At 65.3% G+C, this 20815-nt stretch carries 24 protein-coding genes and 1 tRNA gene; 8 read left to right on the plus strand and 17 right to left on the minus strand.

Features of this window, described 5'->3' with window-relative positions; all coding sequences use genetic code 11:
* Window positions 1–548: 548 nt before the first annotated feature.
* From JHC81_RS05410 to JHC81_RS05420, 3 genes are read right to left on the minus strand one after another with little or no spacing between them, the layout of a single operon-like run.
* Window positions 549–758, minus strand: coding sequence for a hypothetical protein (locus tag JHC81_RS05410; RefSeq protein WP_292171694.1), 210 nt, complete (start codon window positions 756–758; stop codon window positions 549–551).
* A 10-nt stretch (window positions 759–768) separates the two neighbouring features.
* A complete protein-coding gene (locus JHC81_RS05415) occupies window positions 769–1203 on the minus strand; it encodes a hypothetical protein (RefSeq protein ID WP_292171697.1) in 435 nt (144 codons plus the stop codon).
* A gap of 36 nt (window positions 1204–1239) precedes the next feature.
* Window positions 1240–3057 carry a tetratricopeptide repeat protein gene (locus JHC81_RS05420; protein ID WP_292171699.1) on the minus strand — a complete coding sequence of 606 codons (1818 nt, stop codon included), beginning with the start codon at window positions 3055–3057 and terminating at the stop codon, window positions 1240–1242.
* A 133-nt stretch (window positions 3058–3190) separates the two neighbouring features.
* Here JHC81_RS05420 and flbT point away from each other — a divergent pair, with 133 nt between their 5' ends.
* Complete coding sequence (flbT, locus tag JHC81_RS05425) at window positions 3191–3613, plus strand: flagellar biosynthesis repressor FlbT (protein ID WP_292171703.1); 423 nt, start codon at window positions 3191–3193, stop codon at window positions 3611–3613.
* A complete protein-coding gene (gene flaF / locus JHC81_RS05430; RefSeq protein WP_292171706.1) occupies window positions 3573–3950 on the plus strand; it encodes a flagellar biosynthesis regulator FlaF in 378 nt (125 codons plus the stop codon). The genes flbT and flaF overlap by 41 nt, the downstream gene beginning before the upstream one ends.
* 9 nt (window positions 3951–3959) lie before the next feature.
* On the opposite strand, the gene JHC81_RS05435 is transcribed toward flaF, so the two are convergent.
* The 7 genes from JHC81_RS05435 to JHC81_RS05465 all read right to left on the minus strand — a co-directional run bounded on the left by JHC81_RS05435 (window position 3960) and on the right by JHC81_RS05465 (window position 9276).
* Window positions 3960–4601 (minus strand): exopolysaccharide biosynthesis protein, encoded by a 642-nt coding sequence (locus JHC81_RS05435; protein WP_292171709.1) that lies wholly within the window; start codon window positions 4599–4601, stop codon window positions 3960–3962.
* A 93-nt stretch (window positions 4602–4694) separates the two neighbouring features.
* Complete coding sequence (locus JHC81_RS05440; RefSeq protein ID WP_292171712.1) at window positions 4695–4880, minus strand: DUF3008 family protein; 186 nt, start codon at window positions 4878–4880, stop codon at window positions 4695–4697.
* A 51-nt stretch (window positions 4881–4931) separates the two neighbouring features.
* The gene (locus tag JHC81_RS05445) at window positions 4932–6095 is read right to left on the minus strand and encodes an isovaleryl-CoA dehydrogenase (RefSeq protein ID WP_292171715.1); all 1164 of its coding nucleotides are present in this window, start codon (window positions 6093–6095) and stop codon (window positions 4932–4934) included.
* A gap of 106 nt (window positions 6096–6201) precedes the next feature.
* Window positions 6202–7239, minus strand: coding sequence for a glycoside hydrolase family protein (locus JHC81_RS05450; RefSeq protein WP_292171718.1), 1038 nt, complete (start codon window positions 7237–7239; stop codon window positions 6202–6204).
* Window positions 7240–7301: 62 nt separating this feature from the next.
* On the minus strand, window positions 7302–8714 hold the full coding sequence (gene mgtE / locus JHC81_RS05455; protein ID WP_292171807.1) for a magnesium transporter: 1413 nt from the start codon (window positions 8712–8714) through the stop codon (window positions 7302–7304).
* A 144-nt stretch (window positions 8715–8858) separates the two neighbouring features.
* Window positions 8859–8945, minus strand: a tRNA-Leu gene (locus JHC81_RS05460).
* A 79-nt stretch (window positions 8946–9024) separates the two neighbouring features.
* A complete protein-coding gene (locus tag JHC81_RS05465) occupies window positions 9025–9276 on the minus strand; it encodes a FliM/FliN family flagellar motor switch protein (protein ID WP_292171721.1) in 252 nt (83 codons plus the stop codon).
* Between the two features lie 75 nt (window positions 9277–9351).
* Between JHC81_RS05465 and lipB the strand changes: the two genes are divergently transcribed.
* Window positions 9352–10071, plus strand: coding sequence for a lipoyl(octanoyl) transferase LipB (lipB, locus tag JHC81_RS05470; protein ID WP_292171724.1), 720 nt, complete (start codon window positions 9352–9354; stop codon window positions 10069–10071).
* Between the two features lie 64 nt (window positions 10072–10135).
* Here the strand turns inward: lipB and rplI are convergent, their stop codons facing one another.
* The 4 genes from rplI to JHC81_RS05490 form a co-directional block, all read right to left on the minus strand.
* On the minus strand, window positions 10136–10720 hold the full coding sequence (rplI, locus tag JHC81_RS05475) for a 50S ribosomal protein L9 (protein ID WP_292171726.1): 585 nt from the start codon (window positions 10718–10720) through the stop codon (window positions 10136–10138).
* A 1-nt stretch (window position 10721) separates the two neighbouring features.
* Window positions 10722–10997: a 30S ribosomal protein S18 gene (gene rpsR, locus JHC81_RS05480; RefSeq protein WP_292171729.1), complete on the minus strand. Its 276-nt coding sequence runs from the start codon at window positions 10995–10997 to the stop codon at window positions 10722–10724.
* A gap of 11 nt (window positions 10998–11008) precedes the next feature.
* Window positions 11009–11401, minus strand: coding sequence for a 30S ribosomal protein S6 (gene rpsF / locus JHC81_RS05485; RefSeq protein WP_292171731.1), 393 nt, complete (start codon window positions 11399–11401; stop codon window positions 11009–11011).
* A gap of 182 nt (window positions 11402–11583) precedes the next feature.
* Window positions 11584–13005 carry a serine hydrolase gene (locus tag JHC81_RS05490; RefSeq protein WP_292171734.1) on the minus strand — a complete coding sequence of 474 codons (1422 nt, stop codon included), beginning with the start codon at window positions 13003–13005 and terminating at the stop codon, window positions 11584–11586.
* Between the two features lie 265 nt (window positions 13006–13270).
* On the opposite strand from JHC81_RS05490, the gene phaP reads away from it, so the two are divergent.
* The 3 genes from phaP (at window position 13271) to clpA (ending at window position 16785) form a co-directional block, all read left to right on the plus strand.
* Window positions 13271–13762, plus strand: coding sequence for a TIGR01841 family phasin (phaP, locus tag JHC81_RS05495; RefSeq protein ID WP_292171737.1), 492 nt, complete (start codon window positions 13271–13273; stop codon window positions 13760–13762).
* A 359-nt stretch (window positions 13763–14121) separates the two neighbouring features.
* Window positions 14122–14454, plus strand: a complete 333-nt coding sequence (gene clpS / locus JHC81_RS05500) for an ATP-dependent Clp protease adapter ClpS (protein ID WP_292171740.1) — start codon at window positions 14122–14124, stop codon at window positions 14452–14454.
* A 15-nt stretch (window positions 14455–14469) separates the two neighbouring features.
* Window positions 14470–16785, plus strand: coding sequence for an ATP-dependent Clp protease ATP-binding subunit ClpA (gene clpA, locus JHC81_RS05505; RefSeq protein WP_292171742.1), 2316 nt, complete (start codon window positions 14470–14472; stop codon window positions 16783–16785).
* Between the two features lie 196 nt (window positions 16786–16981).
* Here clpA and JHC81_RS05510 read toward each other — a convergent pair whose 3' ends face one another.
* Complete coding sequence (locus tag JHC81_RS05510) at window positions 16982–17287, minus strand: CsbD family protein (RefSeq protein ID WP_292171745.1); 306 nt, start codon at window positions 17285–17287, stop codon at window positions 16982–16984.
* A 209-nt stretch (window positions 17288–17496) separates the two neighbouring features.
* On the opposite strand from JHC81_RS05510, the gene JHC81_RS05515 reads away from it, so the two are divergent.
* Together JHC81_RS05515 and JHC81_RS05520 are read left to right on the plus strand one after the other, a co-directional pair.
* Window positions 17497–18084, plus strand: a complete 588-nt coding sequence (locus JHC81_RS05515) for a DUF2239 family protein (RefSeq protein WP_292171748.1) — start codon at window positions 17497–17499, stop codon at window positions 18082–18084.
* Window positions 18085–18150: 66 nt separating this feature from the next.
* Window positions 18151–19302, plus strand: a complete 1152-nt coding sequence (locus JHC81_RS05520; RefSeq protein ID WP_292171750.1) for a hypothetical protein — start codon at window positions 18151–18153, stop codon at window positions 19300–19302.
* On the opposite strand, the gene cobS is transcribed toward JHC81_RS05520, so the two are convergent.
* Both cobS and JHC81_RS05530 read right to left on the minus strand, forming a co-directional pair.
* Entirely contained in the window at window positions 19299–20303 is a 1005-nt protein-coding gene (cobS, locus tag JHC81_RS05525) for a cobaltochelatase subunit CobS (protein ID WP_292171753.1), read from the minus strand. The two genes, JHC81_RS05520 and cobS, sit on opposite strands and share 4 nt — an antisense overlap.
* Before the next feature lie 57 nt (window positions 20304–20360).
* The gene (locus JHC81_RS05530) at window positions 20361–20786 is read right to left on the minus strand and encodes an organic hydroperoxide resistance protein (protein WP_292171756.1); all 426 of its coding nucleotides are present in this window, start codon (window positions 20784–20786) and stop codon (window positions 20361–20363) included.
* Window positions 20787–20815: the final 29 nt, after the last annotated feature.

Consider the following 20815-nt stretch of genomic DNA (forward strand, 5'->3'; position numbering starts at 1 on the left):
CTTGCGGAACCCGATCCCGTGAACAGCGCAGGTTCCCTGCCATACGCTCTTTGTGCCGGGCGTCCCGAGGGACGCCTGACGGGAAGGGCCTAACGCGCGCCTCGCGGAGGCTCGCTGCTTGAGGCCCTGCCCTTTTCTGGGGAGGCACCGTGCTCGCGGAGAAGGCCGACGCTCTGGCCGACAAACCCGCGTAGCCGAGGCCACCCCACCCCGCTCATCTCGTTCCCGCCGCGACAAGCCGCAAGGCCTTGCGCCCTTCCCGGCGACGGGACGGGGAGCAGTATGGGGCACGCGCTACCTATGGCGGGGACAGGTCGATGGGCGCTCGGAATTCAGGAGCAGGATCAGGGGGTTGGCGCATTTGTTTGTGCGGGTTGGCGGCGAACTCTCAGCAGATGGACGCTGCAAGCGAAACGCCAATCGTTTATCCTTCTCCCGCAAGGGGAGAAGGATCAGAGGTGCCAGGACGGCGGGGACGAAGGGGCCCCGATCTCCGCTGCCCTCCGTCAGGGGTTACAGGAGAAGGCGCACCTGGAGGGCGCGGTCTTTCAGGTGATCTGCTTCACCGAGACGGGGTCGCTGGCGGGGAAGGTTTCTTCTACGCCTTCGTCGATGAGGGCCTGCTGACGGTCTTCGGCCTTTCGGGCGTCGGGATCCAGTTGATCGGGCTTGCCGTGTTCGCGTTCGGCCTTGCGCGCATGGGGCGTATCCGGATCGCAGTCCTGCTGAACGGGCGTCTTTGTAGTGGGTTGGGTCATCGGCATCTCCTCAGCGGACGGGGTGGTCGTCGCCGTCGGGGCCGTAGCCCAGGTCGGCGATGTCGTCGTCTGACAGGCGTTTAGCCTCCCAGTGGGCGGCGCTGGCCTGGGCTCCGCGAGCGTTTTCCATCAGGCCGGAGTAGACCAGCTCAACTTCATCGTCGCCGCGTTGGCCGGCGCTTTCAGCGTCGATCTCGTTGATGCGTTCGCCATCGAGACCCAGCAGGGCGTCGGCCTGAGCCTCTATGCCGGAGGCACCCTGGATTTCATCCAGATCGTCGGGCTGGTCTTCGTCGAATTCCTCTTCATCGGCGTCACCGTCGGCCTGGGTGATGTCCAGAACGGGGTCGGCCTCGTCCGGCAGGAAGTCGCCGTCGCCCTCATCGTCCAGGTGGGTTTCGTCGAAGGTTTCAGCCTGGTCCTGATCGTCTCTCGCGTCGGTCATGACATGTCTCCCTGTGTGGGGACAGAACGCCACGGGTCAGGGCGTGTTCCAGTCTCCGGACACGGCCGCGTCGAGGGCGGCGCGGATGTCCTGGATGACCTGGGGCCAGCCGTCGACGGCCGCGCGCTTGAAGATGCGAACATCCGGATAGAAGACGTAGCGATCGGTCTGCATCAGGTGCCAGTCGTCGGCCGCGGCCACCATCCAGGTGCGGGCCCCGGCGGCGGCGGCGATATTGGTCCCCGCGATGCCGGGGCCGACGACCAGATCGCAGGCGACGGACAGGGCCGCGACATCTTCCAAATCGTCCTTGAGGTCGATAGGTGGGGTCCAGATGCGCACGCCCGCGGCCTCGGCGGCGGCCAGATCGGCAGAGACGTCGCCGCATTGCAGGTTGATCATGACGCAGCCGGGTGCCGTCAGGATGGGCTGCCAGAGCTGGAAGCCGGTGGCGAAGAAGGCGGCGCGCGCGCCCGTCATGACCAGGCTTTTCCAGTGCAGGCCGACCTTGAGGCCGGTGCCGAGGGCTTCAAGCTCCGTGGTCCAGCGCGCGACACGCTCCGGGTCCGGCACGATGACCTGGCGCGCCGGCGGGAAGGAGGCGACCGAGGGGCGATAGGGGGCCATCAGGGAGGCGATGGGCGTCCATGCGTCCATGCGCACGCCGGTGTCAGACAGCTCCTGGATGAAAGGCATGTAACGGGTCAGTCGCCCCTCCAGCCGGACCGCGCGGTGCCCGCCGACGATGGCGCGGGGGTGCGCCCGCTGGAACAGGCCGACCATGCGCTGCTCGACCGCCAGATAGACCTGGCCGTCGGGGCCGACGGCGTCGATGACGTCCGGCAGGGTGTTGGCGAAGACCAGTTCGTCGGCGATGCCTTGTTCGCCGACGACGAGCAGGCGCTTGCCGCGGATATTCTCGGTTTTAGGGTCCCAGCGCGGGGCGTCGACGGCGACGCGCATGGCGTCGGGCAGGGCGGGGTCGAGGCGGACTTCATAGGCGTCGAAGCCTTCGGGAATCCGGGCCAGGCCCATCAGCATGATGGCGCGGGCCATGCGCATCATGGCCTGTTCATAGGCGGTCTCCGCCCCCGGCAATGCAGCCTCGATGTCTTCGAGCGCGCCCAGAGTGTCGCCAAGCGGCGACCGGGCATTGGCGCGGTTGTAGCGGGCCTTGGCCAGGGCGGGGTCGAGGCGCAGCGCCTCCTCGAAGAAGATCAGGGCCTGATCGACCTGGCCCCGATCGTTCATGACCGAGCCGAGGGTGTTCCACAGGACGGCATTGCCCGGCTCGATCTCCAGCAACGGCGTCAGCAGGTCGATGGCGTCGGGGTAGCGGTTCTGGTCGCGCAGGACGCAAGCCAGGTTGTTGGTGGCCTCGGCGTGGCCGGGATGGGCGGCCAGATAGCGAAGGAGCAGTTTCTCGGCGATGGGCAGATAGCCCAGTTGATGCGCCAGCCGACCCAGGTCGTGGGCGATGTCTGTGTCTTCAGGCAGGCGTTGCAGGGCGGCCTGATAGGCGTCGAGCGCCGCGATCACCTGGCCCGATTTCTCGTGGCAGATGGCGAGGACGTGCCAGGCCAGACCACTGTCGGGATCGGCCTTGATGGCGGCCTGGGCCTGGGTGGCGCCCAGGGCATAGTTGCCGTTGCGAATGGCGGCGAGGGCGGCGCGCAGCTTGTCGACGACGACCTTCTGCGTCCTGGCGGAGGTGGGTTTGGTGCCGACGAGGGCGTGCGACAGGCGGCGAATAGCGGCGGGCGAGGCGGCATTGCCGACCGTGGACTGGACCGCCAGTCGCGGCGCGTGGGCATCCTCCTGAGGGGCGGTGTCCAGAGGGGAAGGAGCAGTCATGCGCGATCTCGAAGCGGGCGTATCGTCATCCTGCCGTCCAGCTTACAAGAGATGGTTAACCACGACTGTTTAGCCTGTGTTTGCTCGCCTGATTCCATTCTGGGTTATCGGGCCAGACGGAGTTCGCCATCCCATGCCGCTGAAGCTGTCGCTCAAGCCCGGCGAGAAATTCGTGCTGAACGGGGCCGTGGTCCAGAACGGGGATCGCCGGGGCGTCCTGATCCTGCAGAACAAGGCCAGCGTCCTGCGTGAAAAGGACATCATGCAGGTCGAGGAGGTCAATAGCCCGGCCCGCCGCGTCTATTTCCCGGTCATGATGATGTATCTGGACGAGACCTCGGCCCCCAAGGTCTATGACGAGTTCGTGCTGCGTCTGACGGAGTTCATGGGGGCCATCCGCAATCCGGAGATCCAGGCGGAATGCGTCGCCGCCTCGCGCCACGTGATGGCCAAGGAATACTACAAGGCCCTGATGTCGGCCCGCAAACTGGTGGACTACGAAGAAAGGCTGGCCGATGTCGCTTCAGGCGTACAAGACCGCATCGACGCGGGCTGAAAACCCGCGGGAAATGGAATACCGGCTGTTCGGCCAGGTCACGCGCGCGCTGATGCATGCCGCGACCGTCGACAAGTCGGATATCGCCACGCGCATCGATGCCCTGGACTGGAACCGGCGGCTGTGGTCGGCGCTGGCCACCGACTGTTCCGACCCCGGCAATCAGATGGACAAGGCTCTGCGGGCGCAGATCATCTCGATCAGCCTGTTCGTGAACCGGCATTCGTCGGTGGTGATGCGGGGCGACGACGACTTCGAGGCCCTGGTCGATATCAACAAGATGATCATGCAGGGACTGGCGGGGCCTTCGACGCCGGGGACCGCGCAGGCGGCGTAGAGCCTCGCGTCAGAACAGGCTGGTGGCCCAGGTCCAGGTGGCCAGGACGACCCGGCTGATCAGCTCCCACGCCAGCCAGACGAAGACGCCGAACCCCGCCGTGCCGACCCAGCCGGCGATAATGATGGCCCCGTCGCGCTGCATCAGGCCGAAACCGAAGGCGGCCACGATCAGGGACGGGAACAGGTTGCCCCCCGTGATCGGCAGCATCAGGATCAGGCACAGCACGATGCAGGCCAGGCCGATCAACATTTCGGATGCATCGCTGCTCATGATCGACAGGCGCGGACGCGACAGGCGCTCGACCTTGCGCAGCGGCTTCATGATCTTGCCGATGGCGTTGCGATAGGTCGCGCGGTCGATGCTGCGCTTCAGGATCCAGCTGGGCATCCACAGCTGATCGCGGCGAAATACCAGCTGGATGGCGATCAGCAGGATGGGGGCACCCAGAACCGTCGTGGTGCCGGGCACCGCGCCGATCACGACGCTGACCAGGCCGAAGAACAGCAGCATGGCCCCGAAGCCGCGCTCGCCAAAGCCGTGGATCAGTTCGCTGAGATAGAGTTTTGGTTCATCGCGCGCGCCGATATCCTCGATCACCTCGGAGAAGGTGCGGGTGTCGGTTTCGGGATCGAGGGGAACTACTGCCAAGGCGCGTCCGGGAAACGAAGGTATCACGATCTAGGCATCAGTTTGCCGTCACGCCACTTAACAAACGTCCATGACGATTCGAGGTTCAGCGGATCAGTCGTCGACGTGGTCCGGCTTGCTCTCATGCCGGGTGCGCGCGAGCTCCTCGAGCTGCGTTTCGGACATGCACTCTGCCATGGATTTCGACGCGCCCTTCAGTGCGGATTTGGGCGTCTCGCCGCGCCTGACGCTGAGCGCGGCCCCGGCGGCCTTCTGCTGGGCGGCGGATTTGGCGGGCATGGCGGGGGACTCCTTCGCGGGGAAGAAGCCACGACGCCCCGACCGGTTCCCTTATCCCCCCAGCAACTCCCGCCCGATCAGGAAGCGGCGGATTTCGTTGGTGCCGGCGCCGATGTCGTAGAGTTTTGCGTCGCGGACCAGGCGTTCGACCGGCCATTCCTTGGTGTAGCCGGCACCGCCCAGGGCCTGAACGGCCTCCAGGCTGACCTTCACGGCATTCTCGGAGGCGAGGAGGATGGCGCCGGCGGCGTCGTAGCGGGTGGTCTTGCCGGCGTCGCAGGCGCGGGCGACGGCATAGACATAGGCGCGGGCGCTGTTCAGGGCGACGTACATGTCGGCGACCTTGGCCTGCATCAGCTGGAAGCTGCCGATGGCCTTGCCGAACTGCTTGCGGTCACGGACATAGGGCAGGACGACGTCCAGAGCGGCCTGCATGATGCCCAGAGGACCGGCGGCCAGGACGGCGCGCTCGTAGTCCAGGCCGCTCATCAGAACGGCCGCGCCGCGCCCTTCGCCGCCCATGATGTTCTCGGCCGGGACCTCGCAGTCCTCGAACACCAATTCGGCGGTGTCGGAGCCGCGCATGCCCATCTTGTCGAGCTTCTTCGAGACGCTGAAGCCCTTCATGCCCTTTTCGATCAGGAAGGCGGTGACGCCGCCGTTGCCTTCGCCGGTGCGGGCGTAGACCACCAGGGTCTCGGCGTGGGGGGCGTTGGTGATCCAGAACTTGGTGCCGTTCAGGATGTAGCGGTCGCCGTCCTTGCGGGCCTGGGTGCGCATGGACATGACGTCAGAGCCGGAGCCGGCCTCGGACATGGCCAAGGAGCCGACGTGTTCGCCGGAGATCAGGCCGGGCAGGTATTTGCGTTTCTGCTCCTCGGTGCCCCAGCGGCGGATCTGGTTGACGCAAAGGTTGGAGTGGGCCCCGTAGGCCAGGCCGATGGAGGCGGAGGCGCGGGAGACCTCTTCCATGGCCACGACGTGTTCGAGGTAGCCGAGGCCCAGGCCGCCGTACTCTTCCTCCACCGTGATGCCGTGCAGGCCCAGCTCGCCCATCTCGGGCCACAGCTCACGCTTGAAGGCGTTGGTCTCGTCGATCTCGGCGGCCAGGGGGGCCAGACGGTCGGCGGCCCAGCGGGCGGTGGTGTCGCGGATGGCGTCAGCCGTCTCGCCGAGGCCGAATTCCATGGATTGGGGGGCGAAGGGAATGCTCATGACGCGGGGTTAGCATCATTCCTGCCCGCGAGTGAAGGGAGAGAGGGAGCAGCCCCCTCCACCATGCTGACGCATGGTCCTCCACCCCCAAAAGGGAGAGGCATGATCAGTCCGGCTTGCTCCAGCGGGCGTAGAGGTTCCAGGCGGCGGCGGCGACGCAGACGGCACCGATCAGGCCCAGAACCCCGGCGATCACCAGGGTCTCGTTCGAGGGCGACGGCCGGCTGGAGGCCAGGCGGAAGGCCGCGGCGGCGGCCCCGCAGGCGGTGAAGCCGATGGCCCCCATGATCAGGAAGGCCCCGGTATAGCCCCAGTCGAAGCCCTTGGCCTTCGCAGGCGTGGCCTCGTGTCGCATGACCGGTGCGGCCGGGGTCTCGTCGCCGGCCACAGGAGGGGTCTGAACGGTCGCATCCTCGCCGGCGGCAACAGATGAAGAGGCGGCATCCCACTGTGCCGCAGGGTCGGCGGCGACGTCGTCGGTGACTGGCGCGGGGTCCAATGTCACCGGGGTCGAGGTGACGGGCGCGCTTTCACCCAGCAGGCTGGCCACTGCGGCGGCACGGGCCTGTGCGGCCGGGTTTGCAACCGGCTTGGTGGTTGGCTGGGGGGTAGCGGGCAGGGGCGCGGGCTCTTGCGACAGATCACCTGAGACGGGCAGCGGCGCGATCATCAGATCGGCGACCGTTACGGAAGCGTCGGGCGAGGCATTGAACAGGGCGCGTTCGGCCGAGCGGCGACGCGGGGCGGCATCGGGAGAGTCTGGCTCCGGCCAGCCGATCAGGGCGTCGGCGGCTTCTTTCGCCTGCCCGGCATTGAAGCGGCGCAGGACGTCGGAGGCCAGGAAGGCCTTGAGGCCGACCGAGATGGCGAAACTGGCCAGGGCGTCGAACTGATGCTGGTTGATGGGGCCGTCGATGCGCTCGTTCAGCGCCGTGGTGATCGGCAGCAGGTCGTATTGCAGGAGAAGTTCGGCGTCCGCTTCATCAACCGTGGCCCCTTCGCGGGCCGAGGCGGTGTGGCCATAGCCGATGACCCAGCGGCCGTCCTCCGCCTGGACCGCGCGCTGACGGAAACCCTCGAAGCTCTTGATGAGCATCAGGCCCGGACGGGAGATTTTCAGACGTGGCTTGGCGGCGTCGGACACGGATTGACCCAGAACGATACAGGCTTACTCGCCCTTTCGGGGAAGCAGCAAGCCCTGCGCCGTTACAGCAGCACCATTGTGGCCAGGCCGAGGAAGATCAAAAAGCCGAAGAAGTCGGTCGTCGCCGTCACGAAGACGGCGGACGAAACGGCCGGGTCGAACTTCAGCTTGGACAGGGTCAGGGGCGTCAGCACGCCCACACTGGCCGCGACCAGCAGGTTCAGCACCATGGCGGCGGCGATGACCACGCCGATCAGCCAGCTTTCATCCCGGAACCAGAAGGCGGTGGCCAGACCGATCAGCGGGGCCAGCAGCAGGCCGTTTGACAGGCCCACCACCAGCTCGCGCCAGAAGGTGCGGGGGGCGTTGGAGCTGTTCAGCTCGCGCGTGGCCAGGGCGCGGACCGTCACGGTCAGCGCCTGGGTGCCCGCATTGCCGCCGATGGCCGAGACGATGGGCATCAGCACGGCCAGGGCCACGATCTGCTGGATCGTGCCCTCGAACCAGCCGATGACGCTGGCCCCCAGGGTGGCGGTGGCCAGGTTGATGGTCAGCCAGGGCACGCGACTGCGGACGATTTCGGGGATGGTCGAGCCGCGGTCCTCGTCCTGAACACCGGCCAGGCGCAGGATGTCCTCGCGGTTCTCTTCCTGAATGATGTTGACGATGTCATCGACGGTGATCTGGCCGACCAGACGCCCCGCCGCATCGACCACCGGCGCCGAGATCAGGTGGTATTTCTCGAAGATATAGGCGACCTCTTCCTGGTCCTGATCGACGGCGATGGCGTTGACCGGCTCCATGATGTCGGTCAGGGCGACGGTGCGCGGTGCCCGCAGCAGGCCGCTGACCGGCACGCCGCCGATGGGCTTGTTGGCCGGATCGACGATGTAGATGTCGAAGAACAGCTCGGGCAGGTCCTCGCCCTGTTTGCGGATGTGGTCGATGGTGTCGCCGACGTTCCAGAACTGGGGCGCGGCCATGACCTCGCGCTGCATAAGGCGACCGGCCGTATCCTCGGCATAGCCCAGCGAGCTTTCGATCGCGGCGCGATCCTCGTCCGGCATGGCGGCCAGGACCTTTTCGCGCTGATCGTCCTCCAGATCCTCGACCACGGCGGCGGCGTCGTCGGAATCCAGTTCCTGCAGGGCCTCGGCCAGGATCAGGTGGGGGACGCGCTCCAGCACCTCCTCGCGGATACCGTCGTCCAGCTCGGGCAGGGTTTCGGCCAGCAGGTCGGCGGGCAGCCAGATCACGACCACGCCGCGATGCTGTTCCGTCAGAAAGCCCATCAGGTCGGCGACATCGGCGGGGTGGAGGTCTTCCAGCAGGGCCGTCAGGCGCGCGCCGTCGCCGTCATCAGCGGCATCGACGACCTTTTCGACGAAGGCCGGCGTCAGGACGTAGTCCTCGTCCAGGGCGACGTGATCTTCGGTCTCGGCTTCGGGCGGCAAGGGGGCGTCTGCGGTGGTGATCACGCTTCTGGCCTCCCTCGAAAAAATGGATCAGCTATGCGCCGATGCGTCGCCCCATGAACCGTCAGCGGTTCGCCTGAATGAAGTAAAGCCTGCCCGGACGGTGGACCGAAGTCCAGCCGCCTCACAGGTTTCGAAATCCGATGGTGCGGTCGAGAAGACTCGAACTTCCACTCCGGTTAAGGAACAGCGACCTCAACGCTGCGCGTCTACCAATTCCGCCACGGCCGCTCACATCGGAGCGGGGCTGATAGCGGAGGCTTGTGAGCTAGGCAACAGGCAACAGGCAGCACGCAACAGAAGTGGTGGTTCAGGCCGCCCCGGCCATGAAGTCGTAGACATCCGCCGGCCGCGTGACCGTGATCGCGATGCGGTCGTCACGGATCTCGATTTCACCACGGGCGACGGGGTGGTTGTTGGCCAGGATCCAGACTTCGTCGCTTTCGGAGGCGTCGAGCGGGATCACCGCGCCACGGCCCATTTTGAGCAGTTGCGACATCGGCAGGACCGAACGGCCCAGCACGACGGAAATCTCGACATTGACGGCGTCAATCTGGCTCAAGGCACATCCGGTTCAGGCGAAGGTGCGCAAGCGACAGCCCTTGCGCGATGCCTTCGAGGGACACATTGAGTCTTCATGCTTGCTGACCCGTTAAGCCTTGCGGAAAATCGCCTGATCCCGAGCGATGGTGCGCCCGTGGAATGGGCCGTATCGTCTGGGCTGGTGCCTTATGACGCAGCGGTGGCCTTCATGGAGGCGCGGGTCGCGGCGATCGCGGCGGGCGAGGCGGCCGAGATGGTCTGGCTGCTGGAACATCCGCCGCTCTATACCGCCGGGGTGTCATCGAAGGACGACGACCTGCTGGATGCGGGGCGGTTTCCGGTGCACCGGACAGGGCGGGGCGGGCAGTTCACCTATCACGGGCCGGGACAGCGCGTGGCCTATGTCATGCTGGACCTGAACCGGCGCGGGCGCGATGTGCGCGCCTTCGTGCGGGGGCTGGAGCAATGGATCATCGGCGCGCTGGACCGGTTCGGGGTCGAGGCGGGGGTGCGCGAGGGCCGGGTAGGGGTCTGGGTCGAGCGCAAGGGGCCGGGCTGGAGCCGCGAGGACAAGATCGCGGCCATCGGCGTGAAGGTGCGCAAATGGGTCAGCTTTCACGGCATCAGCCTGAACGTCGAACCGGACCTGGATCATTTCGGCGGCATCGTGCCATGCGGCATCGCCGAGCATGGGGTGACCAGCCTGGTCGATCTGGGTGTGCTGGCCACGATGGATGAGGCGGATGCGGCCTTGAGGAGCGCATTCGAGGCCGTGTTCGGGCCGGTTCAGACGGCGGACGCGCCCGACACCTAGACAAAAGTTCGGCGGCGCAGGGTTGCCCCCACGCCGCCGCGTCTTTTCGGTCTAGGTGAGACGATCAGGCTTCGGAGCCGAGACCGTCCTGCTGGCCTGCGCCACCTTCGACCATGTCGCGGGCCTGTTCGGCGGCCGCTTCGCGGTCTTCGTCATAGGCGGACTTGATGACGTCCTCGCCCTTGGCCTGACGTTCGGCCTCTTCGGCCGAGCGTGCGACGTTGATCTTGACCGTGGCGGTGACCTCGGCGTGCAGGCGAACCAGCACTTCGTGGACGCCCAGGCTCTTGATCGGCACGTTCAGGACGACCTGAGACCGCTCGACCTTGCCGCCTTCAGCCTGAACAGCTTCGGCGACGTCGCGACCGGCGACCGATCCATACAGCTGACCGGTTTCACCGGCCTGGCGGATCATGACGTAGGTCTGACCATCGATCTTGTCGGCGATCTTCTGCGACTCGGACTTGTTCTTCTCGTTGCGGGCCTCGATGGCGGCGCGGTCGAGTTCGAAGGCCTTCAGGTTCGCGGAGGTGGCCCGACGGGCCTTGTCGCGCGGCAGAAGGAAGTTACGGGCGAAGCCGTCCTTGACGGACACGACGTCGCCGATGGCGCCGAGACTCTCGACGCGTTCCAGCAGAACGACCTTCATCTTACTTCACCACATACGGCAGGAGGGCCAGATAGCGGGCGCGCTTGATGGCCTTGGCCAGTTCGCGCTGCTTGATCTGGGAAACGGCGGTGATGCGCGAAGGCACGATCTTGCCGCGTTCGGAGATGTAACGCTGCAGCAGCTTCACATCCTTGTAGTCGATCTTCGGTGCGCCTTCACCCGTGAACGGGCAAACCTTGCGGCGACGCGAGAAGGGACGACGGGCGGGGCCGGAGCCGGCCGGCGTACCCGGCTTGGGGGCGGTCGTATCGGTCATGATCCGGGTCCTTATTCTGCGGCTTCGGCGGCGGGAGCGTCTTCACGCGGCGTGCGCTCGCGCTCACGTTCACGCTCGCGCTCGCGGCGGGCCAGGAGGGGCGACAGTTCCAGGTCGAGTTCCTCGACGCGGACGGTCAGCCAGCGCAGCACGTCCTCGTTGATCGACAGCTGGCGCTCGACCTCGGCCATGGCGGCCGGGGGGGCGTCGACGGCGAGCAGCGAATAGTGCGCCTTGCGGTTCTTCTTGACCCGGTAGGTCAGGTTGCGCAGACCCCAGTATTCGATCTTGGCGACCGAGCCGCCACCGGCGACGATCAGATCCTTGATGGTGTCGTTCAGCGCTTCGGCCTGTTGCGCGCTGATATCCTGGCGCGACATGACCGTGTGCTCGTAAAGAGCCATGCGGTATTCTCCCTTGTAGGGCGTCGGCGCGAGGGGACCGGGTAAAGTCCTCTCCCACGATGGATCCAGGCGCGGCGGCCGGGATGACTTCCCGAACCCTTTGGAACTCCACGCCAGGACCGAAGCCCTGGAAAGGCGGCGCGTATAGGGGAAAAGGGGCGGGGGGTAAAGCCGCGTCTCGATTATCCCTGCGGACGGACCACCATACAGGTCACGCTGCGGGCGGCGAGGGCTTCGCAGGCGGCCTGGGCGGACTGTTCGGTCATGCCGGTGAAGCGCGAGCGGAACCAGCCCTCGGCATCGACGACGGTGCGCTCGGCGGAAGAGAACTGGGTGCGGAAGCGGCGCTGGACCTCGGTCAGCCAGTTGCGGGCCACGGTCTCGTCACGGAAGGCCCCGACCTGAACGGCCCAGCCGCCGGATGCGCGGGCCGGCGTGGCGCGGGGGGCAGGGGTGCGGGCCGTGGTCGCAGCGGGCGAGCGGCCACCGTTCAGAATGGCGGTCACGTCGGCGGGCAGATCGGCGGGCAGCTGGCCCGATCGTGTGGCGGCCCGAGCGGGCGTGCGCGGCTCCGGGCGAGGCGCAGGTGTGCTGGCGAGGGCGGCATAGGCCGTGCCTTCGTCGCCGTTGGCTTCGTTGCTCGGTACGGCCGCCCCGCTGGAGGTGATCGAGGCGAACTGGACCTCGCCGGCCGGGCTGGAGCTGAGACCGAAGCCGCGCTGTTCGAAGAAGGCCTGGGTCACCTGGATATTCTGGCCCCGGCTGCGGGCACGTTCCAGCTCGAAGCCGGTGTCCATCAGGGCGGCGACATGGGCGTTGCGGCTGGCCGTCGAGCGCCCGCCCAGGACGATGGTGATCAATCGCTTGTCGCCGCGCACCGCCGAGGCGGCCAGGTTGAAGCCCGAGGCATTGATATAGCCGGTCTTCAGCCCGTCATAGCCGTTGCCGGTGTGCAGCAGGCCATTGGTGTTGCGGTAGTCGCGACCGTTGTAGGCCCAGTCGTGCTGGCCCAGGTAGGCATAGTATTGCGGATAGTCGCGCATGATGGCGCGCGCCAGGATCGACAGGTCGCGGGCCGAGGTAATCTGGCGGCTGTCGGGCAGGCCGTTGGGATTGACGTAGACCGTCTGGGTCATGCCCAGCTCGCGCGCCTTCTGCGTCATGCGGGCGGCGAAACGGTCGTTGGACCCGCCGACATGCTCGGCGATGGCCATGGCCATGTCGTTGGCACTGCGGACCGCGGTCGCGCGCATGGCGTTGTCCAGGCTGATGGTCTGGCCCGCGGCGAGGCCCAGTTTGGACGGCGGTTCGCTGGCCGCGCGGATCGAGATGGTCAGGGTATCCGTCAGCTTCACATCGCCCTTCGAGAGCGACTCGAACGCCAGATAAAGCGTCATCAGCTTGGTGATGGAGGCGGGATAGCGGCGGGCATCGGCGTTGCGCGCGAACAGGACCTCGCCCGTTTCGGCGTCCACGACGATGGCGGCGTAGCGCGAGTTGTCGCCGGACTGGGCGACGGGTGGGGTTGCGGCGGGCGTGAAGGCCAGGCCTGCAATCAGGGCCAGCGACAGAAGTCCGCGACGGATCAGGGCGATGGTCAGCACGGCAGGCCTCACTCTTCAGACTGGCGCGACGGCGGCCCCACCACGCGACGCGAACAGAGAGGCTACCATGGGCGCCGTCGGTTTCGAGAGGGTAAACAAGGGGTCAACAGGATTGTGAAGTCTGGCTGACGGTTTTGTGCGGCGCACAATAACTCTTGACGACTGTTCGCACTTGCACCATATGAGCCTCGTCGCGGCGGAATCGCCTGCTGCGAGAAAAATCAGTCGCGGGATCGCTGCGACACCTCAGTTCAGGAGACGCATCATGACTGACGCCGTTGAAACCGTGAAGAAGACCGCCGACACCGTGAAGGCCACCACCGAAAAGGCCCAGGCCAACTTCCAGGCCAATGCCGAGCAGGCCCAGGCCGCCGGTGCCAAGGTGTTCCGCGACGCCGCCGACAAGTCGGCCGCCGGCCTGGCCGAGCTGAACGCCCACAGCAAGCAGAACCTGGAAGCCATGGTCGCCTCGGCCACCGCCGCCCAGAAGGGCGTCGAGACCCTGTCGGCCCAGTCGGTCGCCTTCACCAAGAAGTCCTGGGAAGACGGCGTCGCCGCCGCCCAGTCGATGGCCCAGGCCCGCTCGATCCAGGAACTGCTGGAGCTGCAAACCAGCTGGGCCAAGTCGGCCACCGAAGCCTATCTGGCCGAAGTGACCAAGGCGACGGACGTCATGACCGCCTCGGTCAAGGACAGCTTCAAGCCGATCAACGAGCGCGTCACCGCCTCGGTCGAAAAGTTCCAGGCCGCCCGCTAAGCGCCTGACGAAGCTAGTAGCGTAACGAGAAGGCCCCCGGAGCGATCCGGGGGCCTTTTTGTTTGCCCTAACGCTGGCCGCGCGGCGGCCCGCTGTTTGAGGGCGGGCCTTGTAGTGTCCCTCCCACTTGGGGGAGGGTGGCTGAGCGCAGCGAAGCCGGGTGGGGAGGGCGCGGCGCTACTGAGCCGGTGCCTTGTCGACCTAGCCCCTCCCACCCGACCTCACTTCGTTCGGCCACCCTCCCTCAAGCGGGAGGGACAGGCGTTTGCGCCTGCGCAAACAAAGAGGTGACTTGTCGCATCTTCAATTCAGGGCATCATCACCTATCTGATCCATCGAACTCCCCAACTGGATTACGAATGCCGCCGTCACGCAAGACCGGTGATCGGGACCAGGGCGCAGGCTCTGCCACCATCACCGAGACAAGGCCGAAACTTCAGAAGCCCTCGCTGTACCGGGTGCTGATCCTGAACGACGACTACACCCCGATGGAATTCGTCATCTATGTGCTGGAGCGGTTCTTCCAGAAGAGCCGCGAGGACGCGACCCGCATCATGCTGCATGTGCATCAGCATGGCGTCGGGGTCTGCGGCGTGTTCACCTATGAAGTGGCCGAAACCAAGGTCGCCCAGGTGATCGAAACCGCCAGACGTCACCAGCATCCGCTGCAATGCACGATGGAAAAAGACTGAGAGGATAAGCTTCCCATGCCCTCATTTTCACGTCCTCTCGAAGAGACCCTGCACCGCGCGGTGCACTATGCGAACGAGCGCAAACACGAATACGCCACGCTGGAGCACCTGCTGCTGGCGCTGATCGATGATCCGGATGCGGCGGGCGTCATGACCGCCTGCAATGTCGAGCTGGTCAATCTGAAGACGGCGCTGACGCTGTATGTCGATACCGACCTGGCGGCGCTGGCCACCAGCGACGGCGAGGACGCCAAGCCGACGGCGGGGTTCCAGCGCGTGATCCAGCGCGCGGTGATTCATGTCCAGAGCTCGGGCCGCGAGGAGGTTACGGGGGCCAATGTGCTGGTCGCGATCTTCAGCGAGCGCGAGAGCCACGCCGCCTATTTCCTGCAGGAGCAGGACATGACCCGCTATGACGCGGTGAACTATATCGCGCATGGCATCGCCAAGAAGGGCGGGGGCGAGACCCGTCCGGCCAAGGCCGGTGCCGCCAGCCCCGAGGACGCCGAGGACGCCGCCGCCGCCAAGACGGGCGGAGAGGCGCTGGAGGCCTATTGCGTCGACCTGAACCAGAAGTCCAAGAACGGCAAGATCGACCCCCTGATCGGCCGTCACGGCGAGGTCGAGCGGGCCATCCAGATCCTGTGCCGCCGCACCAAGAACAACCCGCTGCTGGTCGGTGAGCCGGGCGTCGGCAAGACCGCAATCGCGGAAGGCCTGGCCCGCAAGATCGTCAACCACGAGGTGCCGGACGTGCTGGAAGGCGCGACCATCTACAGCCTGGACATGGGGGCGCTGCTGGCCGGCACTCGGTATCGCGGCGACTTCGAGGAGCGGCTGAAACAGGTCGTCAAGGAGCTGGAAAACCACGAGAACGCCATCCTGTTCATCGACGAGATCCACACGGTGATCGGCGCGGGCGCGACCAGTGGCGGAGCGATGGATGCGTCCAACCTGCTGAAACCCGCCCTGGCGTCGGGGACCCTGCGCTGCATGGGGTCGACGACCTATAAGGAGTATCGCCAGCATTTCGAGAAGGACCGCGCCCTGGTGCGGCGCTTCCAGAAGATCGACGTCAACGAGCCGACGGTCGAGGACACGGTGAAGATCCTCAAAGGGCTGAAGAGCTCCTATGAGGGGCATCACAAGCTGCGCTATACGGACGCCGCCATCCGCACGGCGGTGGAACTGTCGGCCCGCTACATGACCGACCGCAAACTGCCGGACAAGGCGATCGACGTGATCGACGAGGCGGGGGCGTCGCAGATGCTGCTGCCGGAATCCAAGCGCAAGAAGGTCATCGGCCAGAAGGAGGTCGAGGCCGTCATCGCCAAGATGGCCCGCATTCCCGCCAAGTCGGTCAGCAAGTCCGACACCGAGGGCCTGCGCCAGCTGGAGACCGATCTGAATCGCGTGGTCTTCGGCCAGTCGGCGGCGATCGAACAGGTCTCTGCGGCCATGAAGCTGGCTCGCGCAGGTCTGCGCGATCCGCAGAAGCCGATCGGGGCCTTCCTGTTCAGTGGTCCTACGGGCGTCGGCAAGACCGAGGTGGCCAAGCAGCTGGCCTCGACGCTAGGCATCGAGATGCAGCGGTTCGACATGTCGGAATATATGGAGCGCCATACCGTCAGTCGCCTGATCGGGGCCCCTCCGGGCTATGTCGGGCATGATCAGGGCGGGCTGCTGACCGATGCGGTGGATCAGCATCCGCATTCGGTGGTCCTGCTGGACGAGATCGAGAAGGCCCACCCGGACGTCTACAACATCCTGTTGCAGGTGATGGACAACGGCATGCTGACCGATGCGGTCGGCAAGAAGGTCGATTTCAGGAACACCATCCTGATCATGACCACCAATGCCGGGGCCGCCGACAACGCCCGCGCCTCCATCGGCTTTGGCCGCGGCAAGGTCGAGGGTGAGGACGACAAGGCCATCCAGCGTCTGTTCGCGCCGGAGTTCCGCAACCGCCTGGACGCCATCGTGGCCTTCAAGGCGCTGGACGCCGAGACGATCAAGTCGGTGGTGACCAAGTTCATGATCCAGCTGGAAGCCCAGCTAGGCGACCGCAACATCACCATCGAACTGTCGGACGAGGCCAACGACTGGCTGGCCAAGAACGGCTTCGACGAACTGTATGGCGCGCGTCCTCTGGCGCGGGTCATTCAGGAGCACATCAAGAAGCCGCTGGCCGACGACATCCTGTTCGGACGCCTGACGCGCGGCGGCCATGTGAAGGTGGAACTGAAGGACGGCAAGATCGCCTTCGACATCACCCCGACCAAGGGCGCGCCCGAGAAGGTGGCCGAGGAGGCGGACGTCGTCGCCGACTGATGCCTGATCCTCCCCCGACGGGGGAGGGAAACCAAGACGTGGTGGAGGGAGCTGGCTACGTCCGCCCGCGCTTGGGGTGGGCCCCCTCCACCGCCGTGCCGGCGGTCCCCCTCCCCCGATGGGGGAGGAATGATCCAAAGAAAAAGGCCCGGGCATCGCTGCCCGGGCCTTTTATCTTTGCGGGGAAGGCCTCGCCTTAGCGGCGGCGACCCAGGCCGCCCAGCAGCACAGCCAGACCAGCGACGATGCCGGTGGTCAGCAGGGGCTTGCGGCGGGCGAAGTCCAGACCCTGGCGGGCCTTGTCCTGATACTGGACCGGGGCCTTTTCGATCAGGCCGTCTAAGCCGTCGATGACGCGGCCATAGGCGTCCAGGGCCTTGCCCTTGACCTGATCGAACTTGCCTTCGGCCTGCAGACGGTCGTTGCCGGTCAGGCCGCCGATGCCATCCTTGATACGACCGCCGACAGTGTTGGCGGCACCTTCTATACGTTGGTCGGTCATGGAGAAATCCTCTCGAATGAATGGGTGCCGGGGAGGCGTGCCGTCATAGCGCGTTGGTGGCTCAGGAGTTCCCGTAGGGCATCAGGCGTCGATGCCTTCGCCGTGATGCTTTGCCCAAGGCGCTGACGTGTACGTACAAATTTGTCCGGGTAATATTGACGCGGGTATTCTACCCGGATAAATATCTCACCTCAATCTGAGGCCTGACCATGACCCTTACTGCTGATTTTCCTGTCTTCGCCTTCACCGGGGACCGCCTGCTGGCGAGAGGGCCTGCGTCCGATGTCGTGCCCGCTGTGAAGATGGCCGCCGATGCGGGAGAGGGGGTGTTGACCTTTGATGCCGTGACGGGCCGGGTCATCGATCTGGACCTGCGCGGCGCGGTCGAGGATGTGGTCGCGCGGCTGACCCCGGTACCCGAGGCGGAAAGGCGCGGGCCGGGCCGGCCGAAACTGGGCGTCACACCGCGCGAAGTCACTTTGCTGCCCCGCCACTGGGACTGGCTGTCCGCCCAGCCCGGCGGTGCCTCCGTGGCCCTGCGCAAGCTGGTCGAGGGCGCGTTGCGGGAGGCGGAGGGGCCGGACCGGGCGCGCCGGGCGAAGGAGGCGACGTATCGCTTCATCACCACAATGGCCGGGGATATGCCGGGCTATGAAGAGGCGACGCGAATGCTGTTCGCGGGGGACTGGACGGCATTCGACGCGGCGGTGAAAGGTTGGCCGGAGGGGGTGCGGGAGACGGCGCGGAACTTGTCGGCGGGGGCTTGGCGGAATGGGGCAGGAGCGCTGCGAACGTAACGCGAACAAATGATTGCAAGTCGAACGAACCGTGTTAGCTTGAGTGTTGATCCTGAGGAGATTTGATTGGCCGCCACCAAGCCCGACCCCTCCAAGAGTGAGGCCCAGCCCAAGCGCCGCTCTCGTGAAAACCGTCCGTTCCCGTCCTGCTCTTTTGCAGAGGCTGAGGCATTCGCGAAGGCTATCTACGACGTTGGTTCTGGCCAGCCAGTTCGAAGGCTGACGCTTTTCAACGAGCTAGGTAAATCGCCAGAGAGCAGCGCTAGTCGGGAGATTATCACCAATGCTGGCAAATATGGCCTGACAAAAGGCGGGTACCAAGCCGAAGCTCTCGAATTGACCGCCGATGCCATCGCGATCTTCAGCGAAGCAACCAACGCTAGGGAACGTGCCAGGATTCGTATCCGGCTGGCGATCGACAGCATTCCCGCCTTTAGGGCCCTATATGAAAAGACACGGGGCCTAAAACGGCCCGCTAACTCTGTGTTGATAGACGCCGCGCGCGAAGCTGAAGTCCCAGACGTATTTTTATCCGAGGCGGTCGATCGGTTTATCGTCAATCTAGAAAACGTCGGCCTTATACAGACGCTTTCCGGTGCGGAGCGCATTCTTGAAATTGACCACGCTGTAGATCAGTTCGCCAGCAGAACTGTTGCTGCGCCTTCGTTACCCACCGGACAGGCCGTTTCGCAGGGAAGCCTCATCACGGCAGAGAAGGCGAATTTCGAGACTATGTGCTTCTACATCACCCCGATCGGCGATGAGGGAAGTCCAATTCGAGAGCATGCGGACTTGTTCCTCGGCTCCATCGTCGAACCCGCCGTTGACTCTCTGGGTTTGACAGTAGTGCGGGCGGATAAGATCGATCGGCCTGGAACAATCACAAAACAAGTTTTCGAATACATTAGAAAAGCCCGAATAGTTGTGGCCGATCTTTCTATGCATAATCCAAATGTATTCTATGAACTCGCCGTTCGTCACATGCTCAAAAAGCCGGTAGTTCAAATCTCTCAAATAGGGGATAAGCCGCCGTTCGATATCAGCCAGATGAGGACGATATTTATCGACAATTCCAGCATCTATAAGCTGGTGCCCAAGCTAGAAACGTATCGCTCAGAGATCGCGAACCAGATTCGGAGTGCTCTTGAGAACCCGGATGGAAGCGACAATCCCATTGCTGTTTACTATCCAGACATCTCGATTACGAGCGTCGACTAACCCACCTTCACCCGTGTCGCCGCTTCCGGCAGGTCCTCACCGAACGCCCGTTGATAGAACTCCGCGATGGTCGGGCGTTCCAGTTCGTCGCACTTGTTCAGGAAGGTCAGGCGGAAGGCCAACCCCACGTCGCCGTTGAAGATGATGGCGTTCTGGGCCCAGGTGATGACTGTGCGGGGGCTCATGACGGTGGAGATGTCGCCGTTCATGAAGGCGTTGCGGGTCATGTCGGCGACGCGGACCATGGCGGCGATCTTGCGCTTGCCTTCGGCGTCGGACCATTCGGGGACCTTGGCGGCGACGATCTCGGCCTCAACGTCGTGGTCGAGGTAGTTCAGGGTGGTGACGATGTTCCAGCGGTCCATCTGGCCCTGATTGATCTGCTGGGTCCCGTGATACAGGCCCGAGGTGTCGCCCAGGCCGATGGTGTTGGTCGTGGCGAACAGGCGGAAGAAGGGGTTGGGCCGGATCACGCGGTTCTGGTCCAGCAGGGTCAGGCGGCCCTGAGCCTCCAGCACGCGCTGGATCACGAACATCACATCGGGGCGGCCGGCGTCGTATTCGTCGAACACCAGCGCGATCGGGCGCTGGATGGCCCAGGGCAGCATGCCCTCGCGGAACTCGGTGATCTGTTTGCCGTCCTTGAGGACGATGGCGTCCTTGCCGACCAGGTCGATGCGGCTGACGTGGCTGTCCAGGTTCACGCGCACCAGGGGCCAGTTCAGGCGGGCGGCGACCTGTTCGATATGAGTCGATTTGCCGGTGCCGTGATAGCCCTGGACCATCACCCGGCGGTCGAAGCTGAAGCCCGCGCAGATGGCCAGGGTGGTCTGGGGGTCGAAGCGATAGCTGTCGTCGATTTCCGGCACATGGCTGTCGCGCTCGGCGAAGACAGGCACGGTCATGTCGCTGTCGACGCCGAAGATCTCGCGCACGCTGGCGTGGCGGGCGGGTTCAAGCGTCAGCAGGGGATCGGGGGTGGCGTCGAGCAGGGAGGTCATGCCTCCTCCTAGAGGCACCGCGCGCGAGGCTCAACATGCGCGCGGTGCCGCAGGGATTTATTCCGCGCTGACGCGAACGTCGACGCCGCCACGGGTGGCGTTGGAATAGGGGCAGACCTGATGGGCGCGCTCGACCAGCTTCTGGGCCGTCGCCTGATCCAGGCCGGTGTCGGTGACCTTCAGGGCGACGTCCAGGTTGAAGCCTTCGCCCCTGGTGTTCTTGCCGAATCCGACCGAGGCCTCGACCTGGGTGTCCGGGCCGACCGGCGTGCCGGCCTCCTTGGACACCAGACGCAGCGCGCCCAGGAAGCAGGCGGCATAGCCGGTGGCGAACAACTGTTCGGGATTGGTGCCGGGGCCGTCGTCGCCGCCCATGGCCTTGGGCACCGACAGGCTGACGTCGATCTTGCCGTCGTCCGTGCGGCTGCGACCGTCGCGGCCACCGCCGATGGCGGAGGCGTGGGCTGTGTAGAGAACGTCCATGGGAGAGCTCCTGTGTTGGGGCTCCTTAG

This window comes from Brevundimonas sp., from assembly GCF_016463295.1.
Classification (GTDB): domain Bacteria; phylum Pseudomonadota; class Alphaproteobacteria; order Caulobacterales; family Caulobacteraceae; genus Brevundimonas.

Excerpts from the sequence above, each read along its gene's own strand:
- rpsR (WP_292171729.1), bottom strand. The coding sequence starts at position 10,997 with ATGACCGATACGACCGCCCCCAAGCCGGGTACGCCGGCCGGCTCCGGC.
- lipB (WP_292171724.1), top strand. The coding sequence starts at position 9,352 with ATGCTTGCTGACCCGTTAAGCCTTGCGGAAAATCGCCTGATCCCGAGC.
- JHC81_RS05445 (WP_292171715.1), bottom strand. The coding sequence starts at position 6,095 with ATGAGCATTCCCTTCGCCCCCCAATCCATGGAATTCGGCCTCGGCGAG.
- JHC81_RS05530 (WP_292171756.1), bottom strand. The coding sequence starts at position 20,786 with ATGGACGTTCTCTACACAGCCCACGCCTCCGCCATCGGCGGTGGCCGC.
- JHC81_RS05410 (WP_292171694.1), bottom strand. The coding sequence starts at position 758 with ATGACCCAACCCACTACAAAGACGCCCGTTCAGCAGGACTGCGATCCG.
- flbT (WP_292171703.1), top strand. The coding sequence starts at position 3,191 with ATGCCGCTGAAGCTGTCGCTCAAGCCCGGCGAGAAATTCGTGCTGAAC.
- clpS (WP_292171740.1), top strand. The coding sequence starts at position 14,122 with ATGCCGCCGTCACGCAAGACCGGTGATCGGGACCAGGGCGCAGGCTCT.
- JHC81_RS05510 (WP_292171745.1), bottom strand. The coding sequence starts at position 17,287 with ATGACCGACCAACGTATAGAAGGTGCCGCCAACACTGTCGGCGGTCGT.
- rplI (WP_292171726.1), bottom strand. The coding sequence starts at position 10,720 with ATGAAGGTCGTTCTGCTGGAACGCGTCGAGAGTCTCGGCGCCATCGGC.
- cobS (WP_292171753.1), bottom strand. The coding sequence starts at position 20,303 with ATGACCTCCCTGCTCGACGCCACCCCCGATCCCCTGCTGACGCTTGAA.
- JHC81_RS05440 (WP_292171712.1), bottom strand. The coding sequence starts at position 4,880 with ATGCCCGCCAAATCCGCCGCCCAGCAGAAGGCCGCCGGGGCCGCGCTC.
- flaF (WP_292171706.1), top strand. The coding sequence starts at position 3,573 with ATGTCGCTTCAGGCGTACAAGACCGCATCGACGCGGGCTGAAAACCCG.
- JHC81_RS05415 (WP_292171697.1), bottom strand. The coding sequence starts at position 1,203 with ATGACCGACGCGAGAGACGATCAGGACCAGGCTGAAACCTTCGACGAA.
- JHC81_RS05515 (WP_292171748.1), top strand. The coding sequence starts at position 17,497 with ATGACCCTTACTGCTGATTTTCCTGTCTTCGCCTTCACCGGGGACCGC.
- rpsF (WP_292171731.1), bottom strand. The coding sequence starts at position 11,401 with ATGGCTCTTTACGAGCACACGGTCATGTCGCGCCAGGATATCAGCGCG.
- phaP (WP_292171737.1), top strand. The coding sequence starts at position 13,271 with ATGACTGACGCCGTTGAAACCGTGAAGAAGACCGCCGACACCGTGAAG.
- clpA (WP_292171742.1), top strand. The coding sequence starts at position 14,470 with ATGCCCTCATTTTCACGTCCTCTCGAAGAGACCCTGCACCGCGCGGTG.
- JHC81_RS05420 (WP_292171699.1), bottom strand. The coding sequence starts at position 3,057 with ATGACTGCTCCTTCCCCTCTGGACACCGCCCCTCAGGAGGATGCCCAC.